The 23,683-nt window shown below is 47.2% G+C and carries 28 protein-coding genes; 15 read left to right on the top strand and 13 right to left on the bottom strand.

Annotated elements, in window-relative coordinates:
• The first annotated feature begins 156 nt into the window (after positions 1 to 156).
• The 3 genes from bioH (at position 157) to ACLR2L_RS02285 (ending at position 2,373) form a co-directional block, all read left to right on the top strand.
• Positions 157 to 972, top strand: coding sequence for a pimeloyl-ACP methyl ester esterase BioH (gene bioH / locus ACLR2L_RS02295; RefSeq protein WP_413365336.1), 816 nt, complete (start codon positions 157 to 159; stop codon positions 970 to 972).
• Between the two features lie 148 nt (positions 973 to 1,120).
• The gene (locus ACLR2L_RS02290; protein ID WP_140957856.1) at positions 1,121 to 1,453 is read left to right on the top strand and encodes a hypothetical protein; all 333 of its coding nucleotides are present in this window, start codon (positions 1,121 to 1,123) and stop codon (positions 1,451 to 1,453) included.
• Between the two features lie 5 nt (positions 1,454 to 1,458).
• Positions 1,459 to 2,373 (top strand): putative metalloprotease CJM1_0395 family protein, encoded by a 915-nt coding sequence (locus tag ACLR2L_RS02285; RefSeq protein WP_413365334.1) that lies wholly within the window; start codon positions 1,459 to 1,461, stop codon positions 2,371 to 2,373.
• Between the two features lie 78 nt (positions 2,374 to 2,451).
• Here ACLR2L_RS02285 and ACLR2L_RS02280 read toward each other — a convergent pair whose 3' ends face one another.
• The 5 genes from ACLR2L_RS02280 to greB all read right to left on the bottom strand — a co-directional run bounded on the left by ACLR2L_RS02280 (position 2,452) and on the right by greB (position 7,348).
• A complete protein-coding gene (locus ACLR2L_RS02280; RefSeq protein WP_413365364.1) occupies positions 2,452 to 4,776 on the bottom strand; it encodes a Tex family protein in 2,325 nt (774 codons plus the stop codon).
• Positions 4,777 to 5,021: 245 nt separating this feature from the next.
• The gene (locus ACLR2L_RS02275) at positions 5,022 to 5,693 is read right to left on the bottom strand and encodes a DUF799 domain-containing protein (protein ID WP_413365332.1); all 672 of its coding nucleotides are present in this window, start codon (positions 5,691 to 5,693) and stop codon (positions 5,022 to 5,024) included.
• Position 5,694: 1 nt separating this feature from the next.
• The gene (locus ACLR2L_RS02270) at positions 5,695 to 6,039 is read right to left on the bottom strand and encodes a DUF4810 domain-containing protein (protein WP_413365330.1); all 345 of its coding nucleotides are present in this window, start codon (positions 6,037 to 6,039) and stop codon (positions 5,695 to 5,697) included.
• 10 nt (positions 6,040 to 6,049) lie between these two features.
• Positions 6,050 to 6,730, bottom strand: a complete 681-nt coding sequence (locus tag ACLR2L_RS02265) for a CsgG/HfaB family protein (protein ID WP_413365328.1) — start codon at positions 6,728 to 6,730, stop codon at positions 6,050 to 6,052.
• 129 nt (positions 6,731 to 6,859) lie between these two features.
• Positions 6,860 to 7,348, bottom strand: coding sequence for a transcription elongation factor GreB (gene greB, locus ACLR2L_RS02260; RefSeq protein ID WP_413365326.1), 489 nt, complete (start codon positions 7,346 to 7,348; stop codon positions 6,860 to 6,862).
• Between the two features lie 239 nt (positions 7,349 to 7,587).
• Between greB and ACLR2L_RS02255 the strand changes: the two genes are divergently transcribed.
• The gene (locus ACLR2L_RS02255; protein ID WP_140957851.1) at positions 7,588 to 7,872 is read left to right on the top strand and encodes a hypothetical protein; all 285 of its coding nucleotides are present in this window, start codon (positions 7,588 to 7,590) and stop codon (positions 7,870 to 7,872) included.
• A gap of 300 nt (positions 7,873 to 8,172) precedes the next feature.
• On the opposite strand, the gene fkpA is transcribed toward ACLR2L_RS02255, so the two are convergent.
• Positions 8,173 to 8,934, bottom strand: coding sequence for an FKBP-type peptidyl-prolyl cis-trans isomerase (gene fkpA / locus ACLR2L_RS02250; protein WP_413365324.1), 762 nt, complete (start codon positions 8,932 to 8,934; stop codon positions 8,173 to 8,175).
• 341 nt (positions 8,935 to 9,275) lie between these two features.
• Between fkpA and ACLR2L_RS02245 the strand changes: the two genes are divergently transcribed.
• The 4 genes from ACLR2L_RS02245 to ACLR2L_RS02230 all read left to right on the top strand — a co-directional run bounded on the left by ACLR2L_RS02245 (position 9,276) and on the right by ACLR2L_RS02230 (position 12,502).
• Positions 9,276 to 10,226, top strand: a complete 951-nt coding sequence (locus ACLR2L_RS02245) for a WD40 repeat domain-containing protein (RefSeq protein WP_413365362.1) — start codon at positions 9,276 to 9,278, stop codon at positions 10,224 to 10,226.
• Positions 10,223 to 10,468: a SlyX family protein gene (locus ACLR2L_RS02240; protein ID WP_140957848.1), complete on the top strand. Its 246-nt coding sequence runs from the start codon at positions 10,223 to 10,225 to the stop codon at positions 10,466 to 10,468. Before ACLR2L_RS02245 ends, ACLR2L_RS02240 begins: the two co-directional genes overlap by 4 nt.
• Before the next feature lie 262 nt (positions 10,469 to 10,730).
• The gene (locus ACLR2L_RS02235; RefSeq protein WP_413365321.1) at positions 10,731 to 11,915 is read left to right on the top strand and encodes a S1 family peptidase; all 1,185 of its coding nucleotides are present in this window, start codon (positions 10,731 to 10,733) and stop codon (positions 11,913 to 11,915) included.
• 14 nt (positions 11,916 to 11,929) lie between these two features.
• Positions 11,930 to 12,502: a hypothetical protein gene (locus ACLR2L_RS02230; protein ID WP_140957846.1), complete on the top strand. Its 573-nt coding sequence runs from the start codon at positions 11,930 to 11,932 to the stop codon at positions 12,500 to 12,502.
• A gap of 83 nt (positions 12,503 to 12,585) precedes the next feature.
• Here ACLR2L_RS02230 and ACLR2L_RS02225 read toward each other — a convergent pair whose 3' ends face one another.
• The gene (locus ACLR2L_RS02225) at positions 12,586 to 13,473 is read right to left on the bottom strand and encodes a hypothetical protein (protein WP_413365319.1); all 888 of its coding nucleotides are present in this window, start codon (positions 13,471 to 13,473) and stop codon (positions 12,586 to 12,588) included.
• 218 nt (positions 13,474 to 13,691) lie between these two features.
• On the opposite strand from ACLR2L_RS02225, the gene ACLR2L_RS02220 reads away from it, so the two are divergent.
• The 3 genes from ACLR2L_RS02220 (at position 13,692) to ACLR2L_RS02210 (ending at position 15,457) form a co-directional block, all read left to right on the top strand.
• The gene (locus ACLR2L_RS02220) at positions 13,692 to 14,171 is read left to right on the top strand and encodes a hypothetical protein (protein WP_413365317.1); all 480 of its coding nucleotides are present in this window, start codon (positions 13,692 to 13,694) and stop codon (positions 14,169 to 14,171) included.
• A gap of 51 nt (positions 14,172 to 14,222) precedes the next feature.
• Complete coding sequence (locus ACLR2L_RS02215) at positions 14,223 to 14,585, top strand: hypothetical protein (protein ID WP_413365315.1); 363 nt, start codon at positions 14,223 to 14,225, stop codon at positions 14,583 to 14,585.
• A 566-nt stretch (positions 14,586 to 15,151) separates the two neighbouring features.
• A complete protein-coding gene (locus ACLR2L_RS02210; protein ID WP_413365313.1) occupies positions 15,152 to 15,457 on the top strand; it encodes a helix-turn-helix domain-containing protein in 306 nt (101 codons plus the stop codon).
• Between the two features lie 19 nt (positions 15,458 to 15,476).
• Here ACLR2L_RS02210 and ACLR2L_RS02205 read toward each other — a convergent pair whose 3' ends face one another.
• The 5 genes from ACLR2L_RS02205 to ACLR2L_RS02185 form a co-directional block, all read right to left on the bottom strand.
• On the bottom strand, positions 15,477 to 16,103 hold the full coding sequence (locus tag ACLR2L_RS02205; protein WP_413365311.1) for a DUF1294 domain-containing protein: 627 nt from the start codon (positions 16,101 to 16,103) through the stop codon (positions 15,477 to 15,479).
• A gap of 18 nt (positions 16,104 to 16,121) precedes the next feature.
• Positions 16,122 to 17,882: a flotillin family protein gene (locus ACLR2L_RS02200; RefSeq protein ID WP_413365309.1), complete on the bottom strand. Its 1,761-nt coding sequence runs from the start codon at positions 17,880 to 17,882 to the stop codon at positions 16,122 to 16,124.
• Positions 17,883 to 17,903: 21 nt separating this feature from the next.
• A complete protein-coding gene (locus tag ACLR2L_RS02195; protein WP_413365307.1) occupies positions 17,904 to 18,530 on the bottom strand; it encodes an OB-fold-containig protein in 627 nt (208 codons plus the stop codon).
• 71 nt (positions 18,531 to 18,601) lie between these two features.
• Entirely contained in the window at positions 18,602 to 19,087 is a 486-nt protein-coding gene (locus tag ACLR2L_RS02190) for a YgjV family protein (protein WP_413365360.1), read from the bottom strand.
• Between the two features lie 68 nt (positions 19,088 to 19,155).
• Entirely contained in the window at positions 19,156 to 19,362 is a 207-nt protein-coding gene (locus tag ACLR2L_RS02185) for a YheV family putative zinc ribbon protein (RefSeq protein WP_413365305.1), read from the bottom strand.
• A gap of 116 nt (positions 19,363 to 19,478) precedes the next feature.
• On the opposite strand from ACLR2L_RS02185, the gene ACLR2L_RS02180 reads away from it, so the two are divergent.
• The 4 genes from ACLR2L_RS02180 to ACLR2L_RS02165 are packed head-to-tail and all read left to right on the top strand — an operon-like array spanning position 19,479 to position 23,080.
• On the top strand, positions 19,479 to 21,377 hold the full coding sequence (locus tag ACLR2L_RS02180; protein ID WP_413365302.1) for an ATP-binding cassette domain-containing protein: 1,899 nt from the start codon (positions 19,479 to 19,481) through the stop codon (positions 21,375 to 21,377).
• Complete coding sequence (locus tag ACLR2L_RS02175) at positions 21,361 to 21,843, top strand: TIGR02444 family protein (RefSeq protein ID WP_413365300.1); 483 nt, start codon at positions 21,361 to 21,363, stop codon at positions 21,841 to 21,843. The genes ACLR2L_RS02180 and ACLR2L_RS02175 overlap by 17 nt, the downstream gene beginning before the upstream one ends.
• Positions 21,840 to 22,859, top strand: coding sequence for a hydrolase (locus ACLR2L_RS02170; protein ID WP_413365298.1), 1,020 nt, complete (start codon positions 21,840 to 21,842; stop codon positions 22,857 to 22,859). The genes ACLR2L_RS02175 and ACLR2L_RS02170 overlap by 4 nt, the downstream gene beginning before the upstream one ends.
• The gene (locus tag ACLR2L_RS02165; RefSeq protein WP_413365296.1) at positions 22,856 to 23,080 is read left to right on the top strand and encodes a YheU family protein; all 225 of its coding nucleotides are present in this window, start codon (positions 22,856 to 22,858) and stop codon (positions 23,078 to 23,080) included. The genes ACLR2L_RS02170 and ACLR2L_RS02165 overlap by 4 nt, the downstream gene beginning before the upstream one ends.
• 48 nt (positions 23,081 to 23,128) lie before the next feature.
• Here ACLR2L_RS02165 and ACLR2L_RS02160 read toward each other — a convergent pair whose 3' ends face one another.
• A complete protein-coding gene (locus ACLR2L_RS02160) occupies positions 23,129 to 23,680 on the bottom strand; it encodes an outer membrane beta-barrel protein (RefSeq protein WP_255439089.1) in 552 nt (183 codons plus the stop codon).
• Between the last annotated feature and the right edge of the window lie 3 nt (positions 23,681 to 23,683).

Genomic DNA, 23,683 nt, shown 5'->3' with positions numbered 1-23,683 from the left:
ACGGCATACTTGCGCAGCCGCGGGCTGCTGGCACAAATAACACAGGCTATCGGGCAAGCAACTGTGCAACATTGCCCGCAGCCACTTAAAAACTTTTATTCCGCTTTTTACCGTGCTCAGGTACACTTTTCCAAACCTTCAAGAGGAAGCCATTGCGTGGTTGAGCGTAACACTAATGTGAGGCTTGAAAGCCTGTCCCAGGGAACGGGAAAAGAACTGGTTTTTATTCACGGATGGGGTATGAACAGTGCCGTTTTTACGGGGTTTCTGCCTTATTTGCGAGATCAATTTCGCATTACCCGTGTGTGTTTGCCCGGCTTTGGTGCTAATGCATCTACGCTGCCGGATGAATATACCCTGGAATCACTGGCGGAGGCGGTAGCCTCTATCCTGCCCGATAATGCCATTGTGGTGGGCTGGTCTCTCGGTGGACTGGTGGCTCAGCATCTGGCGCTGTATCACAGTAAGCGCGTAGCGGGACTCATCACCATCGCATCCACACCCTATTTTGTAGCCGATAAGTGCTGGCCCGGCATTGCTCCTGCTGTGCTGGCAATGTTCCGTGAGCAGTTGGCCCGGGATTACGATAAAACCGTAGACCGATTCCTTGCCATTCAGGCCATGGGAAGTGCAACGGCCAAACAAGACGTTAAATCTATTCGCCAGCAGGTTAAAACCCTGCCAAATCCATCGTTGCATGCACTCGAAGCCGGATTACAGTTATTGCAAAGTGTGGATTTGCGCAGTGACATAGGGCGTATTAGCCAGCCAACCCTGCGTTTGTATGGCCGGCTAGACAGCTTGGTACCCACCAGTGGGATCGACAGGATCCACGAGTTACACCCGTCTGCTGATACTGTGGTGATGCCACATGCCGCGCATGCGCCGTTCATTAGTCACCCTACGCAAACAGCCGATATTATTAGTAATTTTGTGCACAATCTGGCGCGAATCGACAAACACTGTAGTTAGTTTCTGAGTATATATACCTGTTATGGGTATAGCCGCTGTAAAGAAATCGCTGCGTTCGCGATCAAAAAGGGGCGCTATACCACGACATATTCCTTTTCAAATGGCCAATATTGGTTAATAATTAGCCATGAGAGAGTAGAGGTAGGGTATGTCTGGGGTAATTGCGAATAACATCAACTCGGCCATCATTTCGGGCCAGTTTGGACTGCAGAGGTCGTTTAACGGCATGACGCAGTCTGCGCTGAATATTGCCCAACGATCGGCACAGCAGGACGTTGCTGCGAATGGGCCCACCGAGCTGCTTGCTAATGCAGCACTTCAGAGTTTGTCTAATACTTCTAAGTTATTGCCTTCGGGTGGTGACAGCCTCACGTCGAGCTTGTTGTCGATGCAGCTGTACAGTAATAATGCTCTGGCGTCAGCCAAGGTAATTGATGTTGCAAACGACACGGTAGGTAAAATAATCGATACGCTGGCCTGATAGCTATGAATATCGTTACGCCAATCCCCTCCTCATTTGCCATTCCAACGGCAAACCTGAACACCGAGGCTGCCCGGCGTGATAACCTTGTTCGCGAAACCATTCCTCAGGCGTCTGACGCAAAACAAGGCAGTGCTGAACAAGGCCTTGGCTCAGAATCCGATAAATTAAAGTCGTCAGTAAAACTCGCGCAGCCGCTCACGTATGAGCGTCCTCAGCCCAATCAGACCAGTCAGGGGCAAAGCTCAGCGGATCAACAGTTCAACAATACTGAAGACGAAAGCACCGGTAAAGAAGACGCGCGTGAGCGTCAGCAGCAGCAAAGTGAACAACGCGAAGTTGAAACGCTGAAGCAGCGTGACCAGGAAGTCAGGGCGCATGAGCAGGCTCATGCCAGTGCGGGTGGTCAGTTTGCCGGTTCGCCCCAGTTTGATTTTCAGCGCGGGCCCGACGGCCAGCGTTATGCTGTAGATGGTCAGGTGTCTATTGATATTTCATCTGAATCCACACCCGAAGCAACCATTCGCAAAATGCAGCAAGTGCGAACCGCTGCTCTGGCGCCGGCTGAACCTTCGCCGCAAGATTTACAGGTAGCTGCTGAGGCATCCCGTATTGCCTTTGATGCGCGTAATGAGATTGCTAAAGAGCGCAAGCAGAGTGTGTCAGGTGATCCGGAAGCTGCATTACAACCCCCTAGCCTTGACGACATTGTGGATGTCTCACCGGCTGATATTCCCACGCGAAAACTGGAAGAACTGGCGGTAGAAAACGACATCGATTCGCGCAGTGCAGGCGGTCAGCGCTCGTTGGATATTGAAGATATGGATGTTGCTCAAATGCAGCAGCGCAATCAGATCATTGCCGGATATTATCAGGCGGTTTATCAACCCGCCTCTCAGGGTTTCACCGCCACAGCGTAATGCGAGCGTAATGCGTTTTTCCTGATTTATTTAACACACAGGCAGCTCACTGAGCTGCCTGTGTGTTTCGGTGCAACATTACTTCTGTTTTGCTTTGGCAAAGGCATCGGCAAAGGCATTGCCCATTGCGCTGTTGCCGCCAGCGGCCGGTTTTGCCTGCCCCTGATGTTGGCTGGCTTTGGGTTTTGCACCCTGCTTAGCTGGCTTATTCCCTTTAGCTTGCTGCGGTACCGGCGTGTCGTCCATGCGCATGGTAAAGGAAATGCGCTTGCGCTGAATGTCTACTTCCAGCACTTTCACTTTAACAATATCACCGGCCTTCACTACTTCACGTGGATCAGAAATGAATTTATTGGTAAGTGCTGATATATGCACCAGACCGTCCTGATGCACGCCTACATCCACAAACGCACCAAAGTTGGCCACGTTGCTAACCACCCCTTCCAGGATCATACCGGGTTTTAAATCGGCGATGGTTTCTACACCTTCTTTAAACGCGGCTGTTTTGAATTCCGGGCGAGGGTCACGGCCGGGTTTGTCGAGTTCTTTGAAAATATCCTTGATGGTAGGTACACCAAATGCGTCGCTGACAAACTGTTCGGGATTTAGCTTACGCAAGAGGTCGGTATTGCCAATCAAATCGTTCACCGCTACAGCTGTGGTATCCACAATCGCATCTACAACCGGGTAGGCTTCGGGGTGAACTGCTGAAGCATCGAGGGGGTTGCTGCCGTTAACAATTCGCAGGAATCCTGCGGCTTGTTCAAAGGCTTTGGGCCCTAAGCGCTCAACAGATTTAAGATCTTTACGGCTGGCAAATGCACCATTGGCATCGCGGTAATTCACTATGTTTTGTGCCAGGGTTTTGTTTAGCCCTGAAACATAACTTAGTAGCGCAGGTGACGCAGTATTCACGTCTACACCCACAGCGTTTACGCAGTCTTCAATAACCTGATCGAGTGATTTACCCAGCATACTTTGACTTACGTCGTGCTGGTACTGGCCCACACCAATGGCCTTGGGTTCAATTTTTACCAGCTCTGCCAGTGGATCCTGCAGGCGTCGTGCAATTGATACTGCGCCACGCAGCGACACATCAAGCTCAGGTAATTCTTTAGAGGCAAGCTCTGAGGCCGAATACACCGAAGCGCCGGCTTCGCTTACCATGATTTTTTGTGCGCCCAAATCAGGGTTGGCTTTTAGCAGTTCTGCTACCAGCTTGTCGGTTTCCCGCGAGCCCGTACCGTTGCCAATACTGATTAATTCCACTTTGTGTTGCTTGCACAGGTTAATCAGTGTGCGCTGAGATTTTTCCCATTGATTTTGCGGTGCATGAGGGAAGATGGTGGTGGTACCCACTACTTTTCCGGTTGCATCAACAATGGCCACTTTTACCCCGGTTCGCAAACCCGGATCCAGACCCATAGTCACCTTGGCACCTGCTGGGGCTGCCATAAGCAGATCGTTCAGATTCTTCGCGAATACGTTAATGGCCTCTTCTTCGGCCTTTTCGCGCAGCTGACCAAACAGCTCGGTTTCCATGTGCAGGGCTATTTTAATTTTCCAGGTCCACTGCACTACCTGCGCCAGCCAGGCATCTGCCGCCCGACCCTGGTTGCGTATATTAAGGTGCTCGGCAATCAGGTGTTCGCAATGCGATACTTGTGCAGGTGAGTCTTCCTGACCGGGATCCGCGATTAGCTGGATATGCAGCATGTTTTCGTTACGCCCACGGAACATGGCCAGTGCGCGATGTGACGGCACGTTCACCAGTTTTTCACTGTGGTCAAAATAGTCACTGTACTTTACGGCAGCCGTTTGCTGACCATCAACAACGCGGCTGCGAATGTGCGCGTTGTCGTTGAGATAGCGACGGATTTTAGCCAGTAAGCTTGCATCTTCTGCGAACCGCTCCATAAGAATGTAGCGTGCGCCTTCCAGAGCGGCCTTGGTATCGGCTACACCATTGTCAGCGCTAACGTACGCTTCTGCCGTGTTGTCTGGGTTTAGCGTGGGGTCGCTAAACAGCGCATCTGCCAGCGGCTCCAGTCCGGCTTCAATAGCTATCTGGCCTTTAGTGCGACGACGCGGTTTATACGGTAAATACAAATCTTCCAGCGTGGTTTTATTGTCGGCTTGCTGAATTTGCGCAGCCAGCACATCGGTAAGTTTACCCTGCTCTGAAATGGATTTTATGATCACCTGACGGCGGTCTTCCAATTCGCGCAAATAGGTAAGGCGCTGATCAAGTGTACGCAACTGGGTGTCGTCCAGTCCTTGGGTAACTTCTTTACGGTAACGGGCTATGAACGGTACGGTAGCCCCTTCATCCAATAGTTTTACTGCGGCTTCAACCTGTTTAGGGTTAACGGCAAGTTCGTTGGCAATAGTATTTATAATCATCATGGAATTCAGGCGGTAGTCGTAAGTTATGGAAAGCGTCCCTTTCCTACCTTTATGCGATTGTTGTGTAACAGAGCAACCAGCTACTTATTCTATTTGCTACACATAGGAATAAGCGGGTTTTGCCCGGCGTGTCAGGGCTGTGAGTATAGCACCGAATGTGCGGGTGTCACACCGCTTTGCAAGATATCGGACAGGTAATAATAGAGAATGCGGACCTTAATTGGTCCGCAATTTTTTAAGTTTTACTTGGCTTTTTCACTAGGTGCTGGCTGACCATATTTGGGTGAGCGAGGCCCGTAAAGTAGACCGTTATGTGTTTCAGAAAATAATAAACGGTTGGTAGTGATGGCTGCTATATCAAAACCTCTGTCTGTTACCGTTTCAATTATTTGATTTAATGCTGCTTCAACAAGCATGCCTACTAATCCACCACCACTGTTACCTCTGGTTTCCGCAGATGACGCAGTTGCTTTGTCCTGCCAAAGCAATGTACCCGTCTTTAGATCTATCAAGGATGCTGAAGCAGTAACAATTGTATCACTTGATAAGATAACATAACTCGTTCCGTACTCTTCAATTGTGATATACAACGCAGCGTCCGCACCGAATATTTCTCTTATTTTACTGACAGGCAGTGCGTGAATATCCTCTGCTACCGTCAAACCATTCGACTTAAACGTTTGTTCTACAACAGCAGTCGGATATACGTAATATCCCGATTCAGCAATTGGAACAATGATCTGCGACAGCAAGCTGAAGGGAGCAATGACTTCCGGAGTATTATTTACTGGTGGTAATACTATGATCGAGTGCGGGTCTGAATTTCTAAAAGCTGAATAGTCATGGCTAGGGGGTAAACTAACGCAACCTGAAAGAAATGCGGTACTAATGGTAAATAAAAATAATCTCAACATGTTATGCATCCTTCACAGATCTTAATAAGAAATCTACGTACTGAGTTGACTCTGGAAACAGCGATTTTTCTGTTTCAAGGTGCTGTACGCCTAACGTGGGATTACCTGTTTCAAAATAAAGCATACCTAAATGAGCGTGAAAACCGGGTGCCACAGATTTGTTTTGTGCTTCCGCAGCACTTAAGATTAACTGCAAAGCATTTATTTGCTCTTCTAACGTTACTTCATCCGCTTTAAAGTAGCTATAAACTGCTTTTGTGTAATCTCCGTAGTAATAAAGTGGTTCGGTTGTTTTGCAGCCAACCAGGGTTAATGCTAGTGAAATAGCAAGTAGTATTTTTTTCATAGTTATATCCTTACTCAACCTTCCAGGCTCCTGATTCTAAACCAACAACCAGTTTGTCAACAACCTGACGAATTGCTAAGTCTAATACTTTACCATTTAGCGTTGCATCGTAACTTGCCGTACTACCAAAACCGATCACTTCTCTTTCTGACAAGCTATATTCACCGGCACCTTGAACTGAGTAAACTACTTCAGATGTTGTTACATCAACAATGTTTAAAGTTACTTTTGCATAGGCAATCTGAGATTTTCCTTTTCCCAGCAAACCAAATAACTGCTTATCACCAATAGCTTTTCTTCCAAACTCAGTAACGTCTCCAGTCACAACAAATCGAGCACCAGCGATAGTTTGCTGAGTACCAGATAATGCTGCTTCACTTGACAGCATGTCCATATTGTCACGATCTAGAATTGAAAATCTGTTTGTTTGTTGCAGGTGGCTCATTAATGTAGTTTTTGCTTGAGAGCCCAGTCTATCAACACCATCGGAAAATATGCCATTTTGGAAGCTGGATCGATTTACAAAATTACCAACGGCTAGTTTGCTTTTGGGACCAGTGTAAATGGTGTTGAAAGATTGGACAGTGGGAGTTTCAACTACTTTTGATGAGGTACTGGCACATCCTGAAATCAATGATACTGCTGTAAGAATCGTTGCTATTAGTTTGGATTTAATTGATAAATTTAACATTTTATTCCTTCAGTTAATTTTAGAATCGACACTGCTCAACGTTGTGTCCGTTAATCAGTTCCATTTTTTATCGCGTATTTATACAGCATATAAGTCAGTAACAGCAACTGTTTGCACGACTTGAATGAGCTAAATTTTGTCGCTGGTGTCATACCAAATTTTATTGATCCACCATTCAAACCGTCCGGCTTCCGTGGTAACCGTTACGTCGTCGTCTTCTTCCTTACCAATTAATGCCCTGGCCATCGGCGCATCTACAGAGATCACATCTTTGCGGTCAAAGATTTCGTCGTAACCTACAATGCGTAGCGTTAATACCTTACCATCGTCGTTTTCCAGTTCCACGTAGGCACCAAAAAATACCTTACCTTCTTGTTGGGGGTGATAATCAACGACTTTCAGGTTTTCCAGACACTTGCGCAGGTACCTTACTCGCCGGTCTATCTCGCGCAGCTTTTTCTTGTTGTACTGGTAATCCGCGTTTTCACTGCGATCTCCCAGGCTTGCCGCCCAGGTTACCTTACGGGTAATTTCGGGACGCTCAACTCGCCAAAGATGGTCCAGCTCGTCTCTGAGTTTTTGGTAGCCCTTGCGGGTAATTAACGGTGTTTTTGCCATAAGTTGTTAAAAAAAGTTAAAAAAATTCCGAATTCATACGATAACTTGTGTAGCATAATTGCGACAAATACTGTAACTTGAGTGAATAAATAGCATTAATGACTATAATCTATACTAAAGGTGCGTAGCGCCCCACAGCGAAGTCGATTAATGTAATCAAATTGTAAATTAACTGAACGATGTCACATTTGTAGTGACTAAGTAGTATTGGCATCGACTTTACCTGAATTGAAGGGATTATGCGTCAACCAACACAAAATGAGCAACCAGACACAACAGAGTCTCCACTGAGAAATGCACCAGCAGGTGTGCTCGGTTTGGCACTAATGGGATTCGTGCTGTTAATTACTGGCGTGTTGATGTTTGTAATCACCACCATTGAAGCCCTTACTCAGCACGAAGACACCCGAACCATTATTTCTGTATTGGTTGGTCTGGGGATGTATCGCGCAGGGAAAATGGTGTTGCAAAAAGTGGGTAAGTTTAAGCTGCCACCGGATCGCCGTCGTAGCGTATTATCCTAACTCTCTGCCTACTGTTATAAACACACCGTTTTTAGAACAATTCATTCCTAAACATTAGCCGGTTTTCGCTGGATTAGCTGGCTTTTTGTACTACCTTTAAAGAGACAAACAAACACTGTCTGACAAGCGTAGCCCGAATAACTATTTGGGCGCATCCATTGGCCTTATTTGTAAGGCTGTAATGGTGCAGAAAAGTAGGGACTCACAGACAAGCAGGGACTGGTGCTGTAAAAAAGCCGACATATTTTCTGTCGGCTTTTCCTTTTTTACTGTGTTGCAATTGTGCAACCAGACTGGCTATTACTCGCCCGCAGCGTTTTGCTCTGGCTTCACTACTTCCAGTAACTCTACTTCAAATATCAGTGTTGAGTTAGGTGTAATGTTGCCGGTAGCGCGTTCGCCATAAGCCAGCTCTGCTGGAATGAAGAAGCGGGTTTTACCGCCTTCTTTCATGGTTTGAACACCTTCAGTCCAGCCAATGATAACGCGGTTAAGCGGGAACACGGCTGGTTCGCCACGTGAATATGAAGAATCAAATTCAGTACCGTCCAGTAAGGTGCCTTTGTAATGCACTTTAACAGTGTCGGTAGCAACCGGGCTTGCGCCTTCACCTTCTACCATTACTTCGTACTGTAAACCGGTTTCTGTGGTTACAACGCCATCTTTCTTGCCATTTTCAGCCAGGAATTCTGCGCCTTTTACCAGGTTTTCTTCAGCAACTTTGCTTGCCAGTTCCTGTTGTTTGGTACGCATTACCTGCTCGCCGGCTTGCGCCAGTTGCTGAATTTCGTCTGTTTCAAACAACATGGTGTCGTTCATGCCGTCTTTCATGCCCTGCATTATGGCAGCGGTATCCAGGCTCTCACCAAACTGTTCCATTTGTTTGTTACGTGTGTACACAAACATACCCATGCTGGCACCCATCGCATAGGCTTGTTTTTGGGCGTCAGTCATTTCTTCTTTTTTCATAGCAGGTGCTTGCTCAGTTGCACTTTGCTGTGGCTGACATGCTGCCAGACCTAAGGTTGCGATTAGCGAAAGGGCAACAATCGACTTTTGCATAAACTTCTCCGTTGTAGATGTAATCCGGCAATGCGTAAAGCCCAAGGTAGCCCGCATGAAATGCCGTATGTAAAGGTAATTTTTTCGCGTCCGATAATAAACTCAGGTACTGTAACACGCTTGGTGTAAAAAACGAGTCCCCACCGATGAAATACCACGTACAACCGCTTAGTGAATCACGTTGCGCCGTTTTCAGGGTGTTTTACAATGTAGGTAAATCGTTGGGTTTAATACACAAGGCTGACTTTACCTCCCCATAAACAGGTTTGGCCGGACAACAGTAAACGCTTATGACCACAACAACCGTAAAATTGTTCCTTCATTATGCATCGCTATGCCTCATGGTGCTGGTGGTATGGGGTTGCAGTGTGCCCGAAACCACGCCAGATAACAGCTGGCGCTTGGTGGAAGAAGGCGCTTACGCAGCGGATATATCACCAGATGGCAAGCTGAGTCTGGTTTCGGGCATCAACAATGGCATTCACGTATGGCGTTATGGTGAGGCACAACCGCTGTTTCAATGGAGTCATCAGGGCGAAGGCGATAATTTAGTTGCCAGTGTGCATATCGGAGCCGATAGTCAGTTTGCTGTTACTGCAGATCGCGAAGCATTTGCACTGTGGAGTTTAACCAGTGGCGAGCCTGTAGGGTTCTGGCGCATCGATGAATCCACGATTCGCGATATTGCTGTTACAAACCAAGGCCAGGGCATTTTGGTTGGCCGTTCAAACGGCAAGGTAATGTATTTCGAACCAGAAACCGGGCGACGCATCGAATTTCTGGGGCATCAGGAACGCATTAACAGTGTGGATATTACCCCTAATGGCAGCTATGCCTTAACGGGAGGAAACGATTATGTGGCTTACTTGTGGAGCACCCAAACCGGCCAGGTTATTCATACCTTTACGCATCCAAGCCGCGTCACCCTGGTGGCGCTGGATGACGCCGGCCGCTATGCCTTTACCGCAGACAGTCAGCAAAAATCGCAAATTTGGAATGTGCAAACAGGTGAACCCATTAGCCAATTGCAGTATATTGCGCGCCAGAAAATCTTTACCGACGCGGTGTTTTCTGAAGATGGTAAGTACTTGCTAACAGGGGCGCCCTCACGACGTGTTTACTTGTGGGACGTACAAACCGGTGAGCAAGTGGCTGAATGGAAAGTGGCACCGCGTGAAAATATGACCCCGCCGTCTGCAGTAGTATACGCTGTAGGCTTTATCGACTCACAACATGTGTTGTCGGTTAGCAGCAGTGGCTTGGCTGAACTTTGGAGCACTTCATCACCATGACATCTGATCCACAACAACTCGCGCATGATCTGGCTGCCGCTAATCAGGCTATTGAAGAACTGCAAACCAAGCTGGCGTTTCAGGAGCATACCATTGAAGCGCTCAATGATGCGTTGTCGTCTCAGCAGCGTCAGCTAGAAAAGATGGAATTCCAGTTAAAGCATGTTATCGATAAGGTAAAAGGCATGGAGCCGTCGAACATTGCCAAAATGTCGGAAGAGACCCCGCCACCGCATTATTGATGAAACAGATTCATCATGTTGATGGGTCGCAATAACGTTATAGTCGGCTCATCATTCTCTCGCGGCTAAATAGCTGCACTAATTACTTTCATAAAGTAACCCCATAGCCTATTTCCCCGTGGGGGAGCTGTCCTTTACATTCATGGCGTGGCTGACGCATAATCAATCAAAAGGCTGAAAGGACTCTAGTCTGCACCATTATAAAACTGTCCTCTATGCTTTTTTGGTGAAAATTCCTATCTACCAACGGATTGCTAATTACATGAAAAAACTCGTTGTTATGCTCATATCCCTGATATTACTGGGGTGTGAAGCCACGCCTGTACAAAATGCCGCACAGGTAAAAACCAAAAGCAAACTCAACGCGAACATTCAGCTTCCATTGGATGTAACGGCTGCGTTTTATGTTGATAAAAGCACGCCCGAAAGAAAAATCAATTTTTACGGCAAGTTGGAAGAAGCCACCGAACTCGTGATGAAAGATTTTTTCACCAGTAGCGAACAACTGACTTCATCCAGTAACTTTGATTACCTAATTCAACTTGGGGCGGTAAGTGACTGGGACTATGTTTGGGGTGGTTATGAGTCTGATTTGGAACTGGTGATTAAAAACCGCAGTGGCGACACCGTGTTTAAACGTCAGGTGCAAAGCAGCGCCAGCGGAACAGGGGGGGTATACGATTTTAATGCCGTATATAACGCCTTTGTAAAAAGTGTGAAGGAGCTCCTGATCGAGTTTGTTAATTCGCAGGAACGCAATCTGGTAGCGACAGCGGCGGAATCCGCCACGCCAATAACCATTAAAGCGTTTTTTGATGACATGAGTCCTGCGGGTTCAGGAACTGGATTCTATATAGATAAAAACGGCACTCTGGTTACTGCCGCCCATGTAGTGAGTGAATGTATTTTGGTTGAGGTTAAGCACAAGGGACAAACTTATGCTGCTAACATAGCCAAGTCGAGTGAGTTGCTTGACCTTGCAGTACTCACCACGGATTACCAGAATCCGCAAAGTATTTCTATTCGTGACGAGCTCGAGGTGACGCTAGGAAAGCCACTTTTTGCAACAGGATTCCCGCTGTCTAACCTACTCTCTGACTACCCTTCGCTTACCGTTGGAAACGTTACTTCTCAGGGTGGGTTAAAAGGCGCAAGAGGCAGCTTTCAGTTTTCCGCGCCAGTACAGCCGGGCAATAGCGGTGGTGCAGTAGTCGATTATAGTGGGCAACTGTTGGGCGTAGTGTCTGGATCGTTAAATCAACGCATGATGTTGAACAGCGCAGGAACTACTTCTCAAAACGTCAACTTTGCTATTGGCACTTCGCTGCTGGCGAAGTTTTTAACCAAAGGCGGGTTTTCGTTCAGTACAAGTGAGCCGGCTCCCAACTTTGAAGAAGCTTCAAAGCTGGCCGTCGAATATACCAATCAAGTTTTATGCTACAAGTAAGGGAGTCTCGAATAATGAAAAAGTATCGGTTTGCCCTGGCTTCATGTTTATTGAGTTTCGCAGCTTTATCTAATGCTATCGCGCAGGAAAGTAACGCGGTTATATTTAATTATGCGCATCAGGGTAAGGCTTACCCTCCTGTATTTTTTGTTACCAACGTAGAAGACAAGTCGTTTAAAGAAAAATTAGTGCAATACAACGCGTTTGCAGCTCTGGATGACAAAGCGGTTGGATTGCCCATTGGGGTGCGAGTCCTCAAAGGCCATCGAACTAAACAGGATGGTACCCAGTTTTCGTCATTGATGTTGTCGGCCAGTACTCTCGGGATCATCCCGGTCGTGTCGAACAAAGAGTTTAAGGTGCGATACGATGTATTTGTTCAGGGTAAGTCTATTGAGAGCTTTGAGTACATGATGGACTCAACAGACGTGAATAATTTTTGGACGTCTGCCTACAAAGAACATCAGACAACGCCAACAGAGGAGCAGTTTTTGTTAGATACGCTGCCGCAATTCCTCAATGAATTGAGTAAATCTGATATTTCCCAGGCAACCTTTGCTGAGTACTGGGAGTACTTTAGCGAATAATCAGCTAATACAAATACACTCTATTCGGCAGGGGCTTTGGTTAACAATGCCCCGCTACTTTCTTTTTGCAAATTAGTGTTGTGTTATTTTCCCGCCAGTAAAACCTCTAACCAGCGAACATCCTCTGGCCCCAGTTTGGCCTTGGTGTGCATAGATGGGTCTGCCAGTATTTCTTTGTACACGTGGCTAATGGCCACTTCCGTCAGATGTCGCCAATCACAATGCTCAAGCGCGGGTAAACTGGCGTTTGCCAGATTGGGGTCGTACAGTGGATCGTGCTGCTGCTCATTGGTGCGAAGAGCAAATTCCAGTTCGTTGAGGATAGGGTTAGTTACTTTGAGCGTGGTGGCAGCCGCAAACTGGGCAAGTACATGCTCTTCCGCCTGCTTAGCTTTTTGCTCAATCTGCGCCCGTGTGGCTTTTTCGCCCAGTGGTTTGAGACCATGGCGAGACAACATGCCTGAAATACTCGGCAGTACCGCTTTCAGTGCAATGCCAGCACCGATGAGAGGATTAAAAATAGCCGCTAACGCGCCCACCGCCAACATGCCGTAAGTGAGTTTGCTGTCCATAGCGTCAATATCGTCGGCCAGTTTTTCCAGGGTACTCTGCGTATTGCTATTGGTTTCAATAGCCATGCTGCGGGCGGTTTCCACCATATGCAGCCGCAGTGCGCCTTCATAATGTTCGTTTGGGAAATGAAATACCCGGCGTTTTGGCAGGTAATTAATTTCCGGTGCGTCAGCTGGCAATGCGCGCATGGTGTGTAACGAAAAACCGATATCGCTGGTGTGGTTGGGGATCACAAAGTAGTGCTTTTCATCGAACTGCACGTTTTGAGCTTCGCTGCGTTCAAGGGACACAATTACCGGCATGGCACCGATATGCTCTTTTACCATCCTAAGCTTGGTATCCAGTTCCGCTTTCGCCGCTTCCCAGCTTTTACTAACGCGGTTTAGCCAATCCTTCATGTAACGCAAATTCCATTTATGTTGTGAGCACGGTTTATTTATTGTTAGTAAACCACAATCCGCTCTTTGATGATTAGTTTTCTTTGCTCAAACAGTTTATTGGTAGCGTTGTCTGTGCAATGTTGCTAATACATTTATAGGTTCATGAGCACGATAATTAATTTCCTGTTAGTGTTGCTCTGGTCGTCTGGTAAGTCATGAATAGGGAGATGTACATCATGTTAAAACTACCATGTATTCAAATTTTTATGCTGCTAAGTGTCCTTTTATCAGGCGGTACTGCATCTGCGGCATGTAAAGAGGAAGACTTCTACGTTTTACAGAATGAGCTTGAAAGCAAAATAGAAAAGCTCGAAGAAGTTACTTATGTTTATGACGATGGTGATGCGGTTGATGGTGAGGTAGAAACGCAAAGAGTTACCAGAGACTTGCTGTCGATTTCGTATAGAACAAAGCGGAAAAAAGGGGCGTTTATTATTGGGTTTGATGTTCTGCCAGGAAAAATCTATATCGCAAATTACATGGAAGGTGCCGGCTTTCAAAAGCGCTACGTAGAGCATAGCGACATAAAGTGGTGTGAAAAAGTTATTCTATTTCCCTCTGGCAACCTCATGATAGAACTACAGTTTATGGATGATCTATCCATATCACTAATAAATAGCACTGGTGAAACAATGGGACGCTGGTTGTTTCATTAGCTTTATCAGTAGGATAAGTAAATACATTGAAGTTTATAGAGCATCAGAACATTGATTTTTAACCCATTTAAGCTTTTATTGCTTTCTGCTTATACAGCCATAAAGAAGAGAAAGAATTCAGACTTTGATTCAATCGTTTATGCTCTGTGTTTGACAGCCTACTGTACCTCGTTATTGTGGACAATTTTTTTAGCTGGGATGGCGTATATGCTGAGTGGCATAGATCGTCTTGATCAAGCCATTGATTTCATGGCTGATTTTGGCATGGTTGTTTATTTTGTCGTTATTGCTGTGCTCTACGTAATCTGTGTGTCCAAGGGGAAATTAGCCCAAAATCTCGAAGCATTTAAAAAACAGCCAATAAGTGCTTTCTCAACATTAATCACATTGGGATTTATAGTTGCTCTGATTTAATTTTGATTCCATTGGTTTCTCAAAGCAGTTGGCATAAGGGATTCTATCAGAATTCCGGTTGAGCATTCAGTACATAGCTAGATTTTAGAATGCTCGAAATCATATCGAAATAGATACAGAAGACGTGTAGAGGAGGCATGAGTCGCAAAACACTATTTTGCGTTCTTTGGATAGTGTATGCACTGATGTAAACGACGCTAAGGCTGAAAGATCTTCATCAAGTCCTTTCTGCCAAAATGCATTAAAACCTATAATCCATGACTCATTAAAACCTATAAATGGCATATCTGCAGGCACACACAACTGGAGACTTACTTCCTGTTTAAGACTACAGTTTTTTGCAAGCGCTGACTTAGGCACACTATCGATGAATTAACATTGTTGAGAGATTGAAACGTGTTCCTATTTTGCCGCCAAAGTGTGATTTTGTCTGAAACACCTTCTAAAAGTGCATTTCCTTCTGTAATTGATTCAAAAATTGAGCACACATGCTATAACTCTCAGTGTTATAGTTTGGATGCTGAAAAAAGCTATTGAAGCCGGCAGTCTGGTAGAGGTGAAATGAGATGAAAGACAGTATATTAGATGCCATACATGACACAGCAAAAGACCTGAATGAAGCTGGTGTTATGGATAAGCAAACATTGTGTGAGTTTGATGTGCTGTGCCTGCCAAAAGTCGAAACCTTTGAAGCACATCACATTCAGGCTATTCGTAAAAAAGCACATGTGAGCCAAGCTGTGTTCGCTGCTTATCTTAACACCACAACATCAACGGTCAGACAATGGGAACAAGGCAGTAAAAAGCCTCGTGGTACATCTTTGAAATTGCTCAATCTGGTGGCTGCGAAAGGGCTGGAAATCCTGGCCTGACTCACAGGCGAATCCATCATTAAAAAACAGTGTTAACCAGCGACTGCCCAGACGCCGTAAATAAGTAACCAAGCGCGGTAATATTCAGTGCTACCGAACACCAAAATGCAACTTTGAATGACGTCTTGCTGGATTTGTGGCGCAGGGTTCGCTGTGCTACGTAAGCGCCTGGCCAGCCTCCAATCAATGCCACTAATTGCAGATGAGCTTCAGGTGTTCGCCAGCGGTTGTTTTGCGCAGCGGATTTGTCCCAGGCATACATCAGAAAAGCCAGCAAGCTGGCGCCGGTGTAGAGGAATAACAATGGCCTCGGCAACATGTTGAGCAGGGTAACGGCAATAAACACCACACAAAATAATCCGGTAAATACAATGGCAGCTTTGCTGCTTTCAGATGATCGAGATGGGCTGTGATTAGCGGTGTTTCGGGATTTATAGTCGGCAACGAACATTACGTTTACTGCCTTGGCTTTGCCGTCGGCCTGTTGTGTTAGTTCGTAAACAATAATGTCGTTGTCTGCCGGTCGTTTGGAACGGCGCGTGAAAGCGCTGATGTGCACGAATGCCCGCTGACCACCGCCATTGGGCTGCACAAAGCCAAATCCTTTGGCATCGTTCCAGTTACTTATCTTTCCCTGATATTTCAATGTTTACCTGCTTTTGATTTAGTTGGCTTTGGGAGGCTTTACGGCTTCGTCAACGGCACTCTTTTTGGGGGCCGGTGTGTCGGTAACTTTGGCCGCCGTTAAGTTTCCATCTATTACGGCGTTGCCGTGCAACAGATCTTCCAGTGTGCCGTTTTCCTTATCTACCAGGCCCACTTCGCGCAACAAAGAATCCACTAATGGCGCGTTCGCGCGGTAATTCAGCGCTGCGCGGGTAACCTGATCAGATAAACCTCCGCCTGCGCTGTGATCGCCGCCTACACCGCCTGAGCCAGTGTTATAGCCTTGCAATATTTTAATGCCCTCAATGTTTTCCAGCGGCTTAACAGCACTGGCAATAATCTCCGGCAATACTTTGAGCAGCGCCAACGAACGCTGCAAATCAATTTGCTCGATTTTCAGGGTGTTTTCAGCATCGTACAGTGCTTTCTTACCTGCCGCTTCTACGGCAAACACTTTTTCGTCTGCTTCGGCTTGCAGTTTCTTCGCGTCTGCTGAGGCTCTTGCTTCGGTAAGTATGGCTTCTGACGTATTGATTGCCGCTTCGCGTTTGGCTTCCGCTTCAACGGTAATGTTTACCGCTTCACGCGCAGCTTCTTTACGCGCATCAATGACTTCAATTTCCATTCTACGGTTCGCTTCAGCTACCTGGCGTGCCGTAATAACCGCTTCTTCTTTTTCTACTTTCAGCTTTTCCGCTTCTGCGGCTTTCGCGCGGGCGGCCGATTCTTCTTCCGACTTATTGGCAATGGCGATTTGCTTATTCTGCTCAGCTACTTCCAGTTGTTGAAGCTGCTGAATACGCGCTTCTTCAATAGCCCGGCGTTTTTCAATTTCGCGGGCTTCAATGTCGCGATCTTTTTCAATTTGTGATGCTGCAATAGCTTTGTCTTTGGCAATCTCAGCCTGACGCTCTTCCTGTTCTTTTTGCTCGCGCTGCTTGGAGATTTCGGCCTTTTGCTCCTGACGTTTGAAGGCTAACGCCTGCTCCTGGAGAATTCTGGCTTCTTCTTCATCTCGCTTAATGTTCAGCGACAGCTTTTCTGCTTCCAGGTTGCGCTGTTCAATTTTGATGCGGTTTTCTTGTTGAATATCGTTGGTTTCTTTGCGCTTTTCTTCAATAATTTTAGCTAAACGGGCGCGACCTTCGGCGTCGAATGCATTGTTTTCATTAAAGAACTGTAAATCGGTTTGGTCGAAACCGGTTAAGCTTACCGATTCCAGTTCTAAACCGTTCTTTTCTAAATCATTCGCTACACTTTGCTGTACTTTTTGTACAAAATCAGCACGTTGTTCATGCATTTCGGTCATGGTCATTTCTGCTGCTACAGCACGCAGTACGTCCACGAACTTCGATTCCATCAGCTTTTTCACTTCTTCGGCACGCGTGGTGCGCGTACCCAGCGTTTGGGCTGCCATGGAGATACCACTGGCACTGGGTGCTACACGCAAATAGAAGTCGGCTTTCACGTCTACGCGCATGCGATCTTTGGTGATCAACGCGTCTTTTTGCGTTTTTTCCACTTCAATACGCAAGGTGTTCATATTGACCGGAATGATTTCGTGTACCACAGGCAGTACAAGCGCACCGCCATCTTTAATGACTTTTTCGCCGCCTAAACCGGTACGAACAAACGCGGTTTCTTTAGTGGCGCGTTTATACAAACGGGCAAAAATAAAGCCAATTACAATTAGCCCAATAACGGCTGAGCCAATTAAAAACAGCATAGCGGGGAGGTTACTCAGATCTGTCGAATCCATGCTTACTTCTTCCTTTAGGGTTTAAAGTTCTAAATAGCGGGTGGCCAGCCAGCTGTGGTGTTGTTTTTTAATCAGCACCACCTTGTCGCCTTGTTGAAATATGTCTTCTGGTTCAATGGGTTCAACCAGCAGATAATGAGGTTGGTCAAACGCATCGAGGAATTTGGCTTCGGCCGGATTATTGGTTCTGGCGGTGCCAAGGGTAATATGGCCTACTGTACCAACCAATTGTTCCGAATGGGTGGCTGACGACTCCTGCTTGGGCAGCATACGGGCAATCATGCCACCAAAACGGCCGGTGATGATAAGCGCTGCTATCAATGCAACGATAACCACTACAAATACGGGAAAGTGTCCGCCGATGGCAGACTGAGAAACCAGATTAGTGAGGATGCCAATGATGCCGAAGCTGGTGAGTAGAATAACCAGCCAAACCATGAGTGGCAGGCGATCTAATGATAACCAACTGGCAAGTGCCGTTAAACTGCCGGTTGCGGCGTCGGCGTCGAAATCAGCTTGATCGTCGGCCAGGCCCAACAGGCTAACACCCATCAGGGTACCAACGACTACCATTACAAATAGCGCGACAACAATACCCAGTGCACAACTAAACCAAAAATTGGCATCACTAAGAAAAAATGACAGCATTTCCACCGTCCCTGATGGCTTACACGAGTTGCCAGTGTAATCACTTTTTTGTGGCGGGGCAAAATTTTGATTCAGGGTAAAGAATTAGCGGGCTCGGCCTTTTTAGCAACGTAGAGTCGCCAAATGGTGGTGCAATTTACTACCAGTAATGTTACTTCCAGCAGGGTGCCGCCAATTGAACCCACAATGATGTTGTTGGTTAGCCAGCACAGTGCGCCGCACAAAAATGCGAGGCGCATTTTTATGCCAGACAAACAATACAGCGCGTACGTGCCGATACACGTGCCAAGGATGGGAAATAAGTCGTACCATTCGTTGGCAAAATACAGGCCGAGTGCCAGCGTTATGGCAATAAAAAGGTAAGCCACCACCCGGGAGCGGGTTTTAATGGATAGACCCGTGCGCACCAGCGACAATAACGCGCTCAGGCACGACGTAAAAGCGCCCAGCAATGCGAAGTGCAAGGCGTGGTTGAGGTTCATCACTACCATCATCATGCGCAAACGCTGATCGTCTTTTTGGTAAAAGCACAAAATACCCAGTACAAAGCTGAGCAGGCCAAATCCCTGGGCCACATTGAATTCAGGCATGTTGTTGGTAACTACTTACAGTTGATTAAATCCAATTAATCGGGCTTGAACACGCCAATTACGTTTGCACTGCTGCGGCTGGCAGACTGCACGTTTGCCTGCGGCTGAGACTCGGTGTAATCACATTCCACACAAGCCATTTTCTCAATGTTGTTTTCAAAGTACAGCATAATGGTGTCTGTGGCCTTGCATTTTGGGCAGGTTGCACCGGCAACAAACCGTTTTCGTTGACGTTTACTCATAATACACACCACATAATCTAATTAGTGAAATACGCCTGCACGACATAGAAGATCGGCGCGGCGGGTTCTGCTATTATACCGCGCTTAATAGCGATATCACAGGCAATCAACGTTATATGATCCAGTTATCACAGATCACCTTAATGCGCGGTAGCAAAGTACTGCTGGACGCAGCGTCTGCGCAGGTGTTCCCCGGACACAAAGTCGCCCTTATTGGCAGTAATGGCTGCGGTAAGTCGAGCTTATTTGCATTACTGCGTGGCGAACTCACGCTGGATGCCGGCGATAGCAGTGTACCGGGTGACTGGCGGATCGTGAGTGTTGCTCAGGAAACCCCGGCGGTATCGCGCAGCGCAATAGAATACGTAATTGATGGTGATAAGGTTTTGCGCAAGTTACAACAACAATTAGCGCAGGCCGAACAGGATGGTGAAGGCGAGGCCATAGCCAAATATCACGACTTGCTGGCGCAGGCTGGTGCGTACGATGTTGAAGCCCGGGCGGCAACTATTTTAGATGGCTTAGGGTTTTCTACTGCGCAACTGAGTGCGCCGGTTACCGATTTTTCTGGTGGCTGGCGAATGCGTTTGAACCTGGCACAGGCACTGCTGTGTCCATCTGATCTGCTATTGCTTGACGAACCTACCAACCACCTGGATTTAGATGCGGTGATTTGGTTAGAGCGCTGGTTACAGCGTTACCAGGGCACATTGCTGCTTATTTCCCACGATAAAGCGTTTATCGATAACTGCGTAACTCAGATTATCAGTGTTGAACACCAGAAACTGGTGACCTACACGGGTAACTACTCCAGCTATGAAACCCAGCGTGCAGAACGCATTCGCTTGCAGGACATTGAATTTCGCAAGCAACAAGACAAAATTGCCCATTTGGAATCCTTTATTAACCGCTTTAAAGCCAAAGCGAGTAAAGCGAAACAGGCCCAGAGCCGCATTAAACAACTCGAACGCATGGAAACCCTGTTGCCCGCCCACCATGCCAGCCAGTTTAGTTTTGAATTTAAAGTGCCTTCCGCGCTGCCTAACCCTTTGGTGCAAATGGAGCAGATCACACTGGGGTACGATAACCATATTGTGCTGCAACAAGTAAAATTAAATTTGGTCCCCGGCAGTCGCATTGGTTTGCTGGGGCGCAACGGTCAGGGTAAATCTACGTTAATCAAACTGCTTGCCCAGGTTCACGAGCCCAAAACCGGTATATTCACCACCGCCAAAGGCCTGAATGTGGGCTATTTTGCCCAGCATCAGTTAGAAACACTCGATCCGGCCGCGTCAGCATTACTGCATTTGCAACGCCTGGATAAACTGGCTACCGAACAGCAATTACGCGATTACCTTGGCGGCTTTGGCTTCCATGGCGACGAAGCAACCGCGCCGGTTGCGCCTATGTCAGGCGGTGAGAAAGCACGCTTGGTTTTAGCGCTCATTGTGTATCAAAAGCCTAACCTGCTGCTGCTCGACGAACCCACCAACCATTTGGATTTGGAAATGCGCCATGCGCTTAATCTGGCATTGCAGGGCTTTGAAGGTGCAATGGTGCTGGTATCGCACGACCGCTTTTTATTGTCTGCGGTTTGTGAAGATTTTTATCTGGTAGACCGGGGGGAAGTGGCCGCCTTCGACGGCGATCTGGACGATTATCGCAATTGGATTTTAGCGCAACAACCCGACGACAAGCCGGTGGTCGAGAAGCCCAAGGTTGATCGCAAAGCCGAAAAGCGCCGCGAAGCGGAGTTTCGCCAGGCTACTGCGCCACTGCGCAAACAGATCCAGCAAGCCGAACAGCAAATGGAAAAGCTCAATAAAACCCTGGCTGATGTTGAGGTGTCTTTGTCTGATATGACGTTATACGACGCAGATAAAAAGCCGCAACTAATGAAACTGTTGGATGAGCAAACCCGTATAAAAGGGCAACTGGACGACGCGGAAGCGCTCTGGTTGGAGGCGCAGGAAGCGTTAGAAGAGGCTAAAGCCGAGTATGACGTTAACGCCTGAGGCCTTCTGGCAATACAGTGTTAATCATTACGGTAAACCCGGTGTGGCCGAGGCTTGTCTTATCTTGCAGGACAACTTCGGCATTAATGTAAACCTGCTGTTGTTGTATAGCTGGTGTATTGCTCACAATATTACGCTCACTGCAGAAACCCGTAATGCATTGGCGGTGTCGGTTGCCACTACCAATCCGGCGATTGAGCAACACCGGGTGCAGCGCAGGCAAGCCAAAGGGACACCCCAATACAATGCGCTAAAGCAGCAGGAGCTTAATTTGGAGGCCTTGCAGCAACAGGCACTGGTGGCGGTATTGAATACATCGCAAAACCCGGTAACAGTTGAAAACGACACAAAGGACACAAACGACACAATGGCAGCGGATCCGATTGATCCACTTGAGCGGTTGTCTTGCTATTTAAACATTAACGTAAATCCAGACATTACAACACACTTACAAGCAGTATTATGATTCGCGCAAATTCTTCTCACGGACGGATAGTTCAAAGCAGTTTTCAGGCCCCCAAGTGGGCACGAAACCGCCATTTGCAAACCATTTGGCCGCGCTTTATTCAACAGCGCATGCCGCTTCGCTATACCATGGAGCGGGTAAAGTTACCCGACAACGACTTTGTTGATCTGGCCTGGGGCCCGGCACCTGAAACACCCAGTGGCATGGTGGTGATGTTTCACGGTTTAGAGGGCTCGATGCGTTCGCATTACGCCAATGACATGATGGCGGTGTTATCTCAGGGGGGCTGGCAGGTAGTACTTATGCACTTCAGAGGCTGTAGCGGAGAAATCAATCAGGCTGCGCGAGCGTATCACTCCGGCGAAACCAGTGATCCGGCGTTTGTTTTGTCGATGCTAAACGCACGCTATCCAACATTACCCAAGGTGGCGATAGGCTTTTCGCTAGGTGCGAATATGTTACTTAAGCTTGTGGGGGAAAACCCTCAGGCATTCGGGCTTAAAGCCGCGATTGCTATTTCTGCGCCGCTCAAACTGGACGAGTGTGCCGCCAGTGTGAATCAAGGGTTCTCCAAGGTATACCAGAAGTATTTGCTGAACAGCATGAAGCGCAATCTGTTGCAAAAAATGCAAAAGATCGACTTTCGAGGGATCCTGAAAATCAGTCAGCACGACATACGGGAAATTCATACATTTCGCGATTTCGACAATAAGGTTACCGCACCATTGCACGGTTATCAGGATGCCGATGATTACTACGAAAAGTGCAGCGCGTATTATTTCCTGAAGGGTATTCACTGCCCTACGCTCATTCTGCATGCCCTTGACGACCCATTTATGAACCAAAACGTTGTACCAGGCGAACAGGAACTGGCTTCTGCGGTTACTCTTGAACTCAGCGAACATGGCGGACATGTGGGCTTTATGCAGGGTTCGCCAACCAGACCGGTGATTTGGATGCACGAGCGCGTGAAGCGCTTCTTTGCCGACTACTTACCAATGCAGGCTGCACTATGATTATTCCTGTGAGTGAATTGTCAGCCGACACATTGGAGAATATAGCCAAAGAATTTGTGCTGCGTGAAGGTACCGATTACGGCGAAATGGAGATCGATTTGGTTACCAAGGTGGAGCAGGTATTAACGCAATTGCGAAACGGAACGGCCGTACTGGTTTATTCCGAACTGCATGAAACCGTTGATATTCAGCCTGCAGATCGCTATACCGAAGAAGACTAACGCAGCGCGCGAATGGGTTCAAACCGCGCTGCGTTAGGGTTAAAACACTTAGAACGCGTAGCGGGCTGTTACCTGCAATACGTCTGCGTCATCAATAAATTTGTAACTTGCGCCTACTGCAAATTGTGGGTTGAAGTAATAGTAAGCACCAACTTTAAGTGTGATGTCACCTTCGTCAACGTCGAAATAGCCCAGTTCGCCAGTTAATTCCAAATCAGGTGAAATCATGGAACGCACACCCGTTACCAGGCTATAACCGTTGTCGTCGTAGTTGTCGGCATCCAAACGTTCAAAGTTGGCGCCAACATAAGCATCGGTAGTGTTGTTTAATGCCATGCGGTAACCACCACCTAATGTCAGCGTAGTAAAGTCAAAACCAGACTGATCAAGCCAGCTAAACTCGCCATTGGCGTAAAAATTACCATCGAGTAAATATTTCCCGCCAATGTGTAAACCATCGGGTTCAAAATTACTGTTGTCAAAACCATAACGGGTATACCCGCCTTCTGCATAGCGCCAGTCAGGCGTATCCGCCAGCGCAGGAAGAGAAACAGACAGCAACGTGGTTCCCGCTAAAAGCAGTTTTGTGATCATTTTCATAAA

Source organism: Alteromonas sp. AMM-1 (assembly GCF_047290655.1).
Classification (GTDB): Bacteria; Pseudomonadota; Gammaproteobacteria; order Enterobacterales; family Alteromonadaceae; genus Alteromonas; species Alteromonas mangrovi.
Note: the sequence above shows the minus strand (reverse complement) of the source record. Positions and strands in the feature narration are given on the sequence as shown.

What these genes read in the sequence shown, in the direction of transcription:
- ACLR2L_RS02290 (WP_140957856.1), top strand. Translation starts at nt 1,121, where the DNA reads ATGTCTGGGGTAATTGCGAATAACATCAACTCGGCCATCATTTCGGGC.
- ACLR2L_RS02285 (WP_413365334.1), top strand. Translation starts at nt 1,459, where the DNA reads ATGAATATCGTTACGCCAATCCCCTCCTCATTTGCCATTCCAACGGCA.
- ACLR2L_RS02280 (WP_413365364.1), bottom strand. Translation starts at nt 4,776, where the DNA reads ATGATTATAAATACTATTGCCAACGAACTTGCCGTTAACCCTAAACAG.
- ACLR2L_RS02275 (WP_413365332.1), bottom strand. Translation starts at nt 5,693, where the DNA reads ATGTTGAGATTATTTTTATTTACCATTAGTACCGCATTTCTTTCAGGT.
- ACLR2L_RS02270 (WP_413365330.1), bottom strand. Translation starts at nt 6,039, where the DNA reads ATGAAAAAAATACTACTTGCTATTTCACTAGCATTAACCCTGGTTGGC.
- ACLR2L_RS02265 (WP_413365328.1), bottom strand. Translation starts at nt 6,730, where the DNA reads ATGTTAAATTTATCAATTAAATCCAAACTAATAGCAACGATTCTTACA.
- greB (WP_413365326.1), bottom strand. Translation starts at nt 7,348, where the DNA reads ATGGCAAAAACACCGTTAATTACCCGCAAGGGCTACCAAAAACTCAGA.
- ACLR2L_RS02255 (WP_140957851.1), top strand. Translation starts at nt 7,588, where the DNA reads ATGCGTCAACCAACACAAAATGAGCAACCAGACACAACAGAGTCTCCA.
- fkpA (WP_413365324.1), bottom strand. Translation starts at nt 8,934, where the DNA reads ATGCAAAAGTCGATTGTTGCCCTTTCGCTAATCGCAACCTTAGGTCTG.
- ACLR2L_RS02245 (WP_413365362.1), top strand. Translation starts at nt 9,276, where the DNA reads ATGGTGCTGGTGGTATGGGGTTGCAGTGTGCCCGAAACCACGCCAGAT.
- ACLR2L_RS02240 (WP_140957848.1), top strand. Translation starts at nt 10,223, where the DNA reads ATGACATCTGATCCACAACAACTCGCGCATGATCTGGCTGCCGCTAAT.
- ACLR2L_RS02235 (WP_413365321.1), top strand. Translation starts at nt 10,731, where the DNA reads ATGAAAAAACTCGTTGTTATGCTCATATCCCTGATATTACTGGGGTGT.
- ACLR2L_RS02230 (WP_140957846.1), top strand. Translation starts at nt 11,930, where the DNA reads ATGAAAAAGTATCGGTTTGCCCTGGCTTCATGTTTATTGAGTTTCGCA.
- ACLR2L_RS02225 (WP_413365319.1), bottom strand. Translation starts at nt 13,473, where the DNA reads ATGAAGGATTGGCTAAACCGCGTTAGTAAAAGCTGGGAAGCGGCGAAA.
- ACLR2L_RS02220 (WP_413365317.1), top strand. Translation starts at nt 13,692, where the DNA reads ATGTTAAAACTACCATGTATTCAAATTTTTATGCTGCTAAGTGTCCTT.
- ACLR2L_RS02210 (WP_413365313.1), top strand. Translation starts at nt 15,152, where the DNA reads ATGAAAGACAGTATATTAGATGCCATACATGACACAGCAAAAGACCTG.
- ACLR2L_RS02200 (WP_413365309.1), bottom strand. Translation starts at nt 17,882, where the DNA reads ATGGATTCGACAGATCTGAGTAACCTCCCCGCTATGCTGTTTTTAATT.
- ACLR2L_RS02195 (WP_413365307.1), bottom strand. Translation starts at nt 18,530, where the DNA reads ATGCTGTCATTTTTTCTTAGTGATGCCAATTTTTGGTTTAGTTGTGCA.
- ACLR2L_RS02185 (WP_413365305.1), bottom strand. Translation starts at nt 19,362, where the DNA reads ATGAGTAAACGTCAACGAAAACGGTTTGTTGCCGGTGCAACCTGCCCA.
- ACLR2L_RS02180 (WP_413365302.1), top strand. Translation starts at nt 19,479, where the DNA reads ATGATCCAGTTATCACAGATCACCTTAATGCGCGGTAGCAAAGTACTG.
- ACLR2L_RS02175 (WP_413365300.1), top strand. Translation starts at nt 21,361, where the DNA reads ATGACGTTAACGCCTGAGGCCTTCTGGCAATACAGTGTTAATCATTAC.
- ACLR2L_RS02170 (WP_413365298.1), top strand. Translation starts at nt 21,840, where the DNA reads ATGATTCGCGCAAATTCTTCTCACGGACGGATAGTTCAAAGCAGTTTT.
- ACLR2L_RS02165 (WP_413365296.1), top strand. Translation starts at nt 22,856, where the DNA reads ATGATTATTCCTGTGAGTGAATTGTCAGCCGACACATTGGAGAATATA.
- ACLR2L_RS02160 (WP_255439089.1), bottom strand. Translation starts at nt 23,680, where the DNA reads ATGAAAATGATCACAAAACTGCTTTTAGCGGGAACCACGTTGCTGTCT.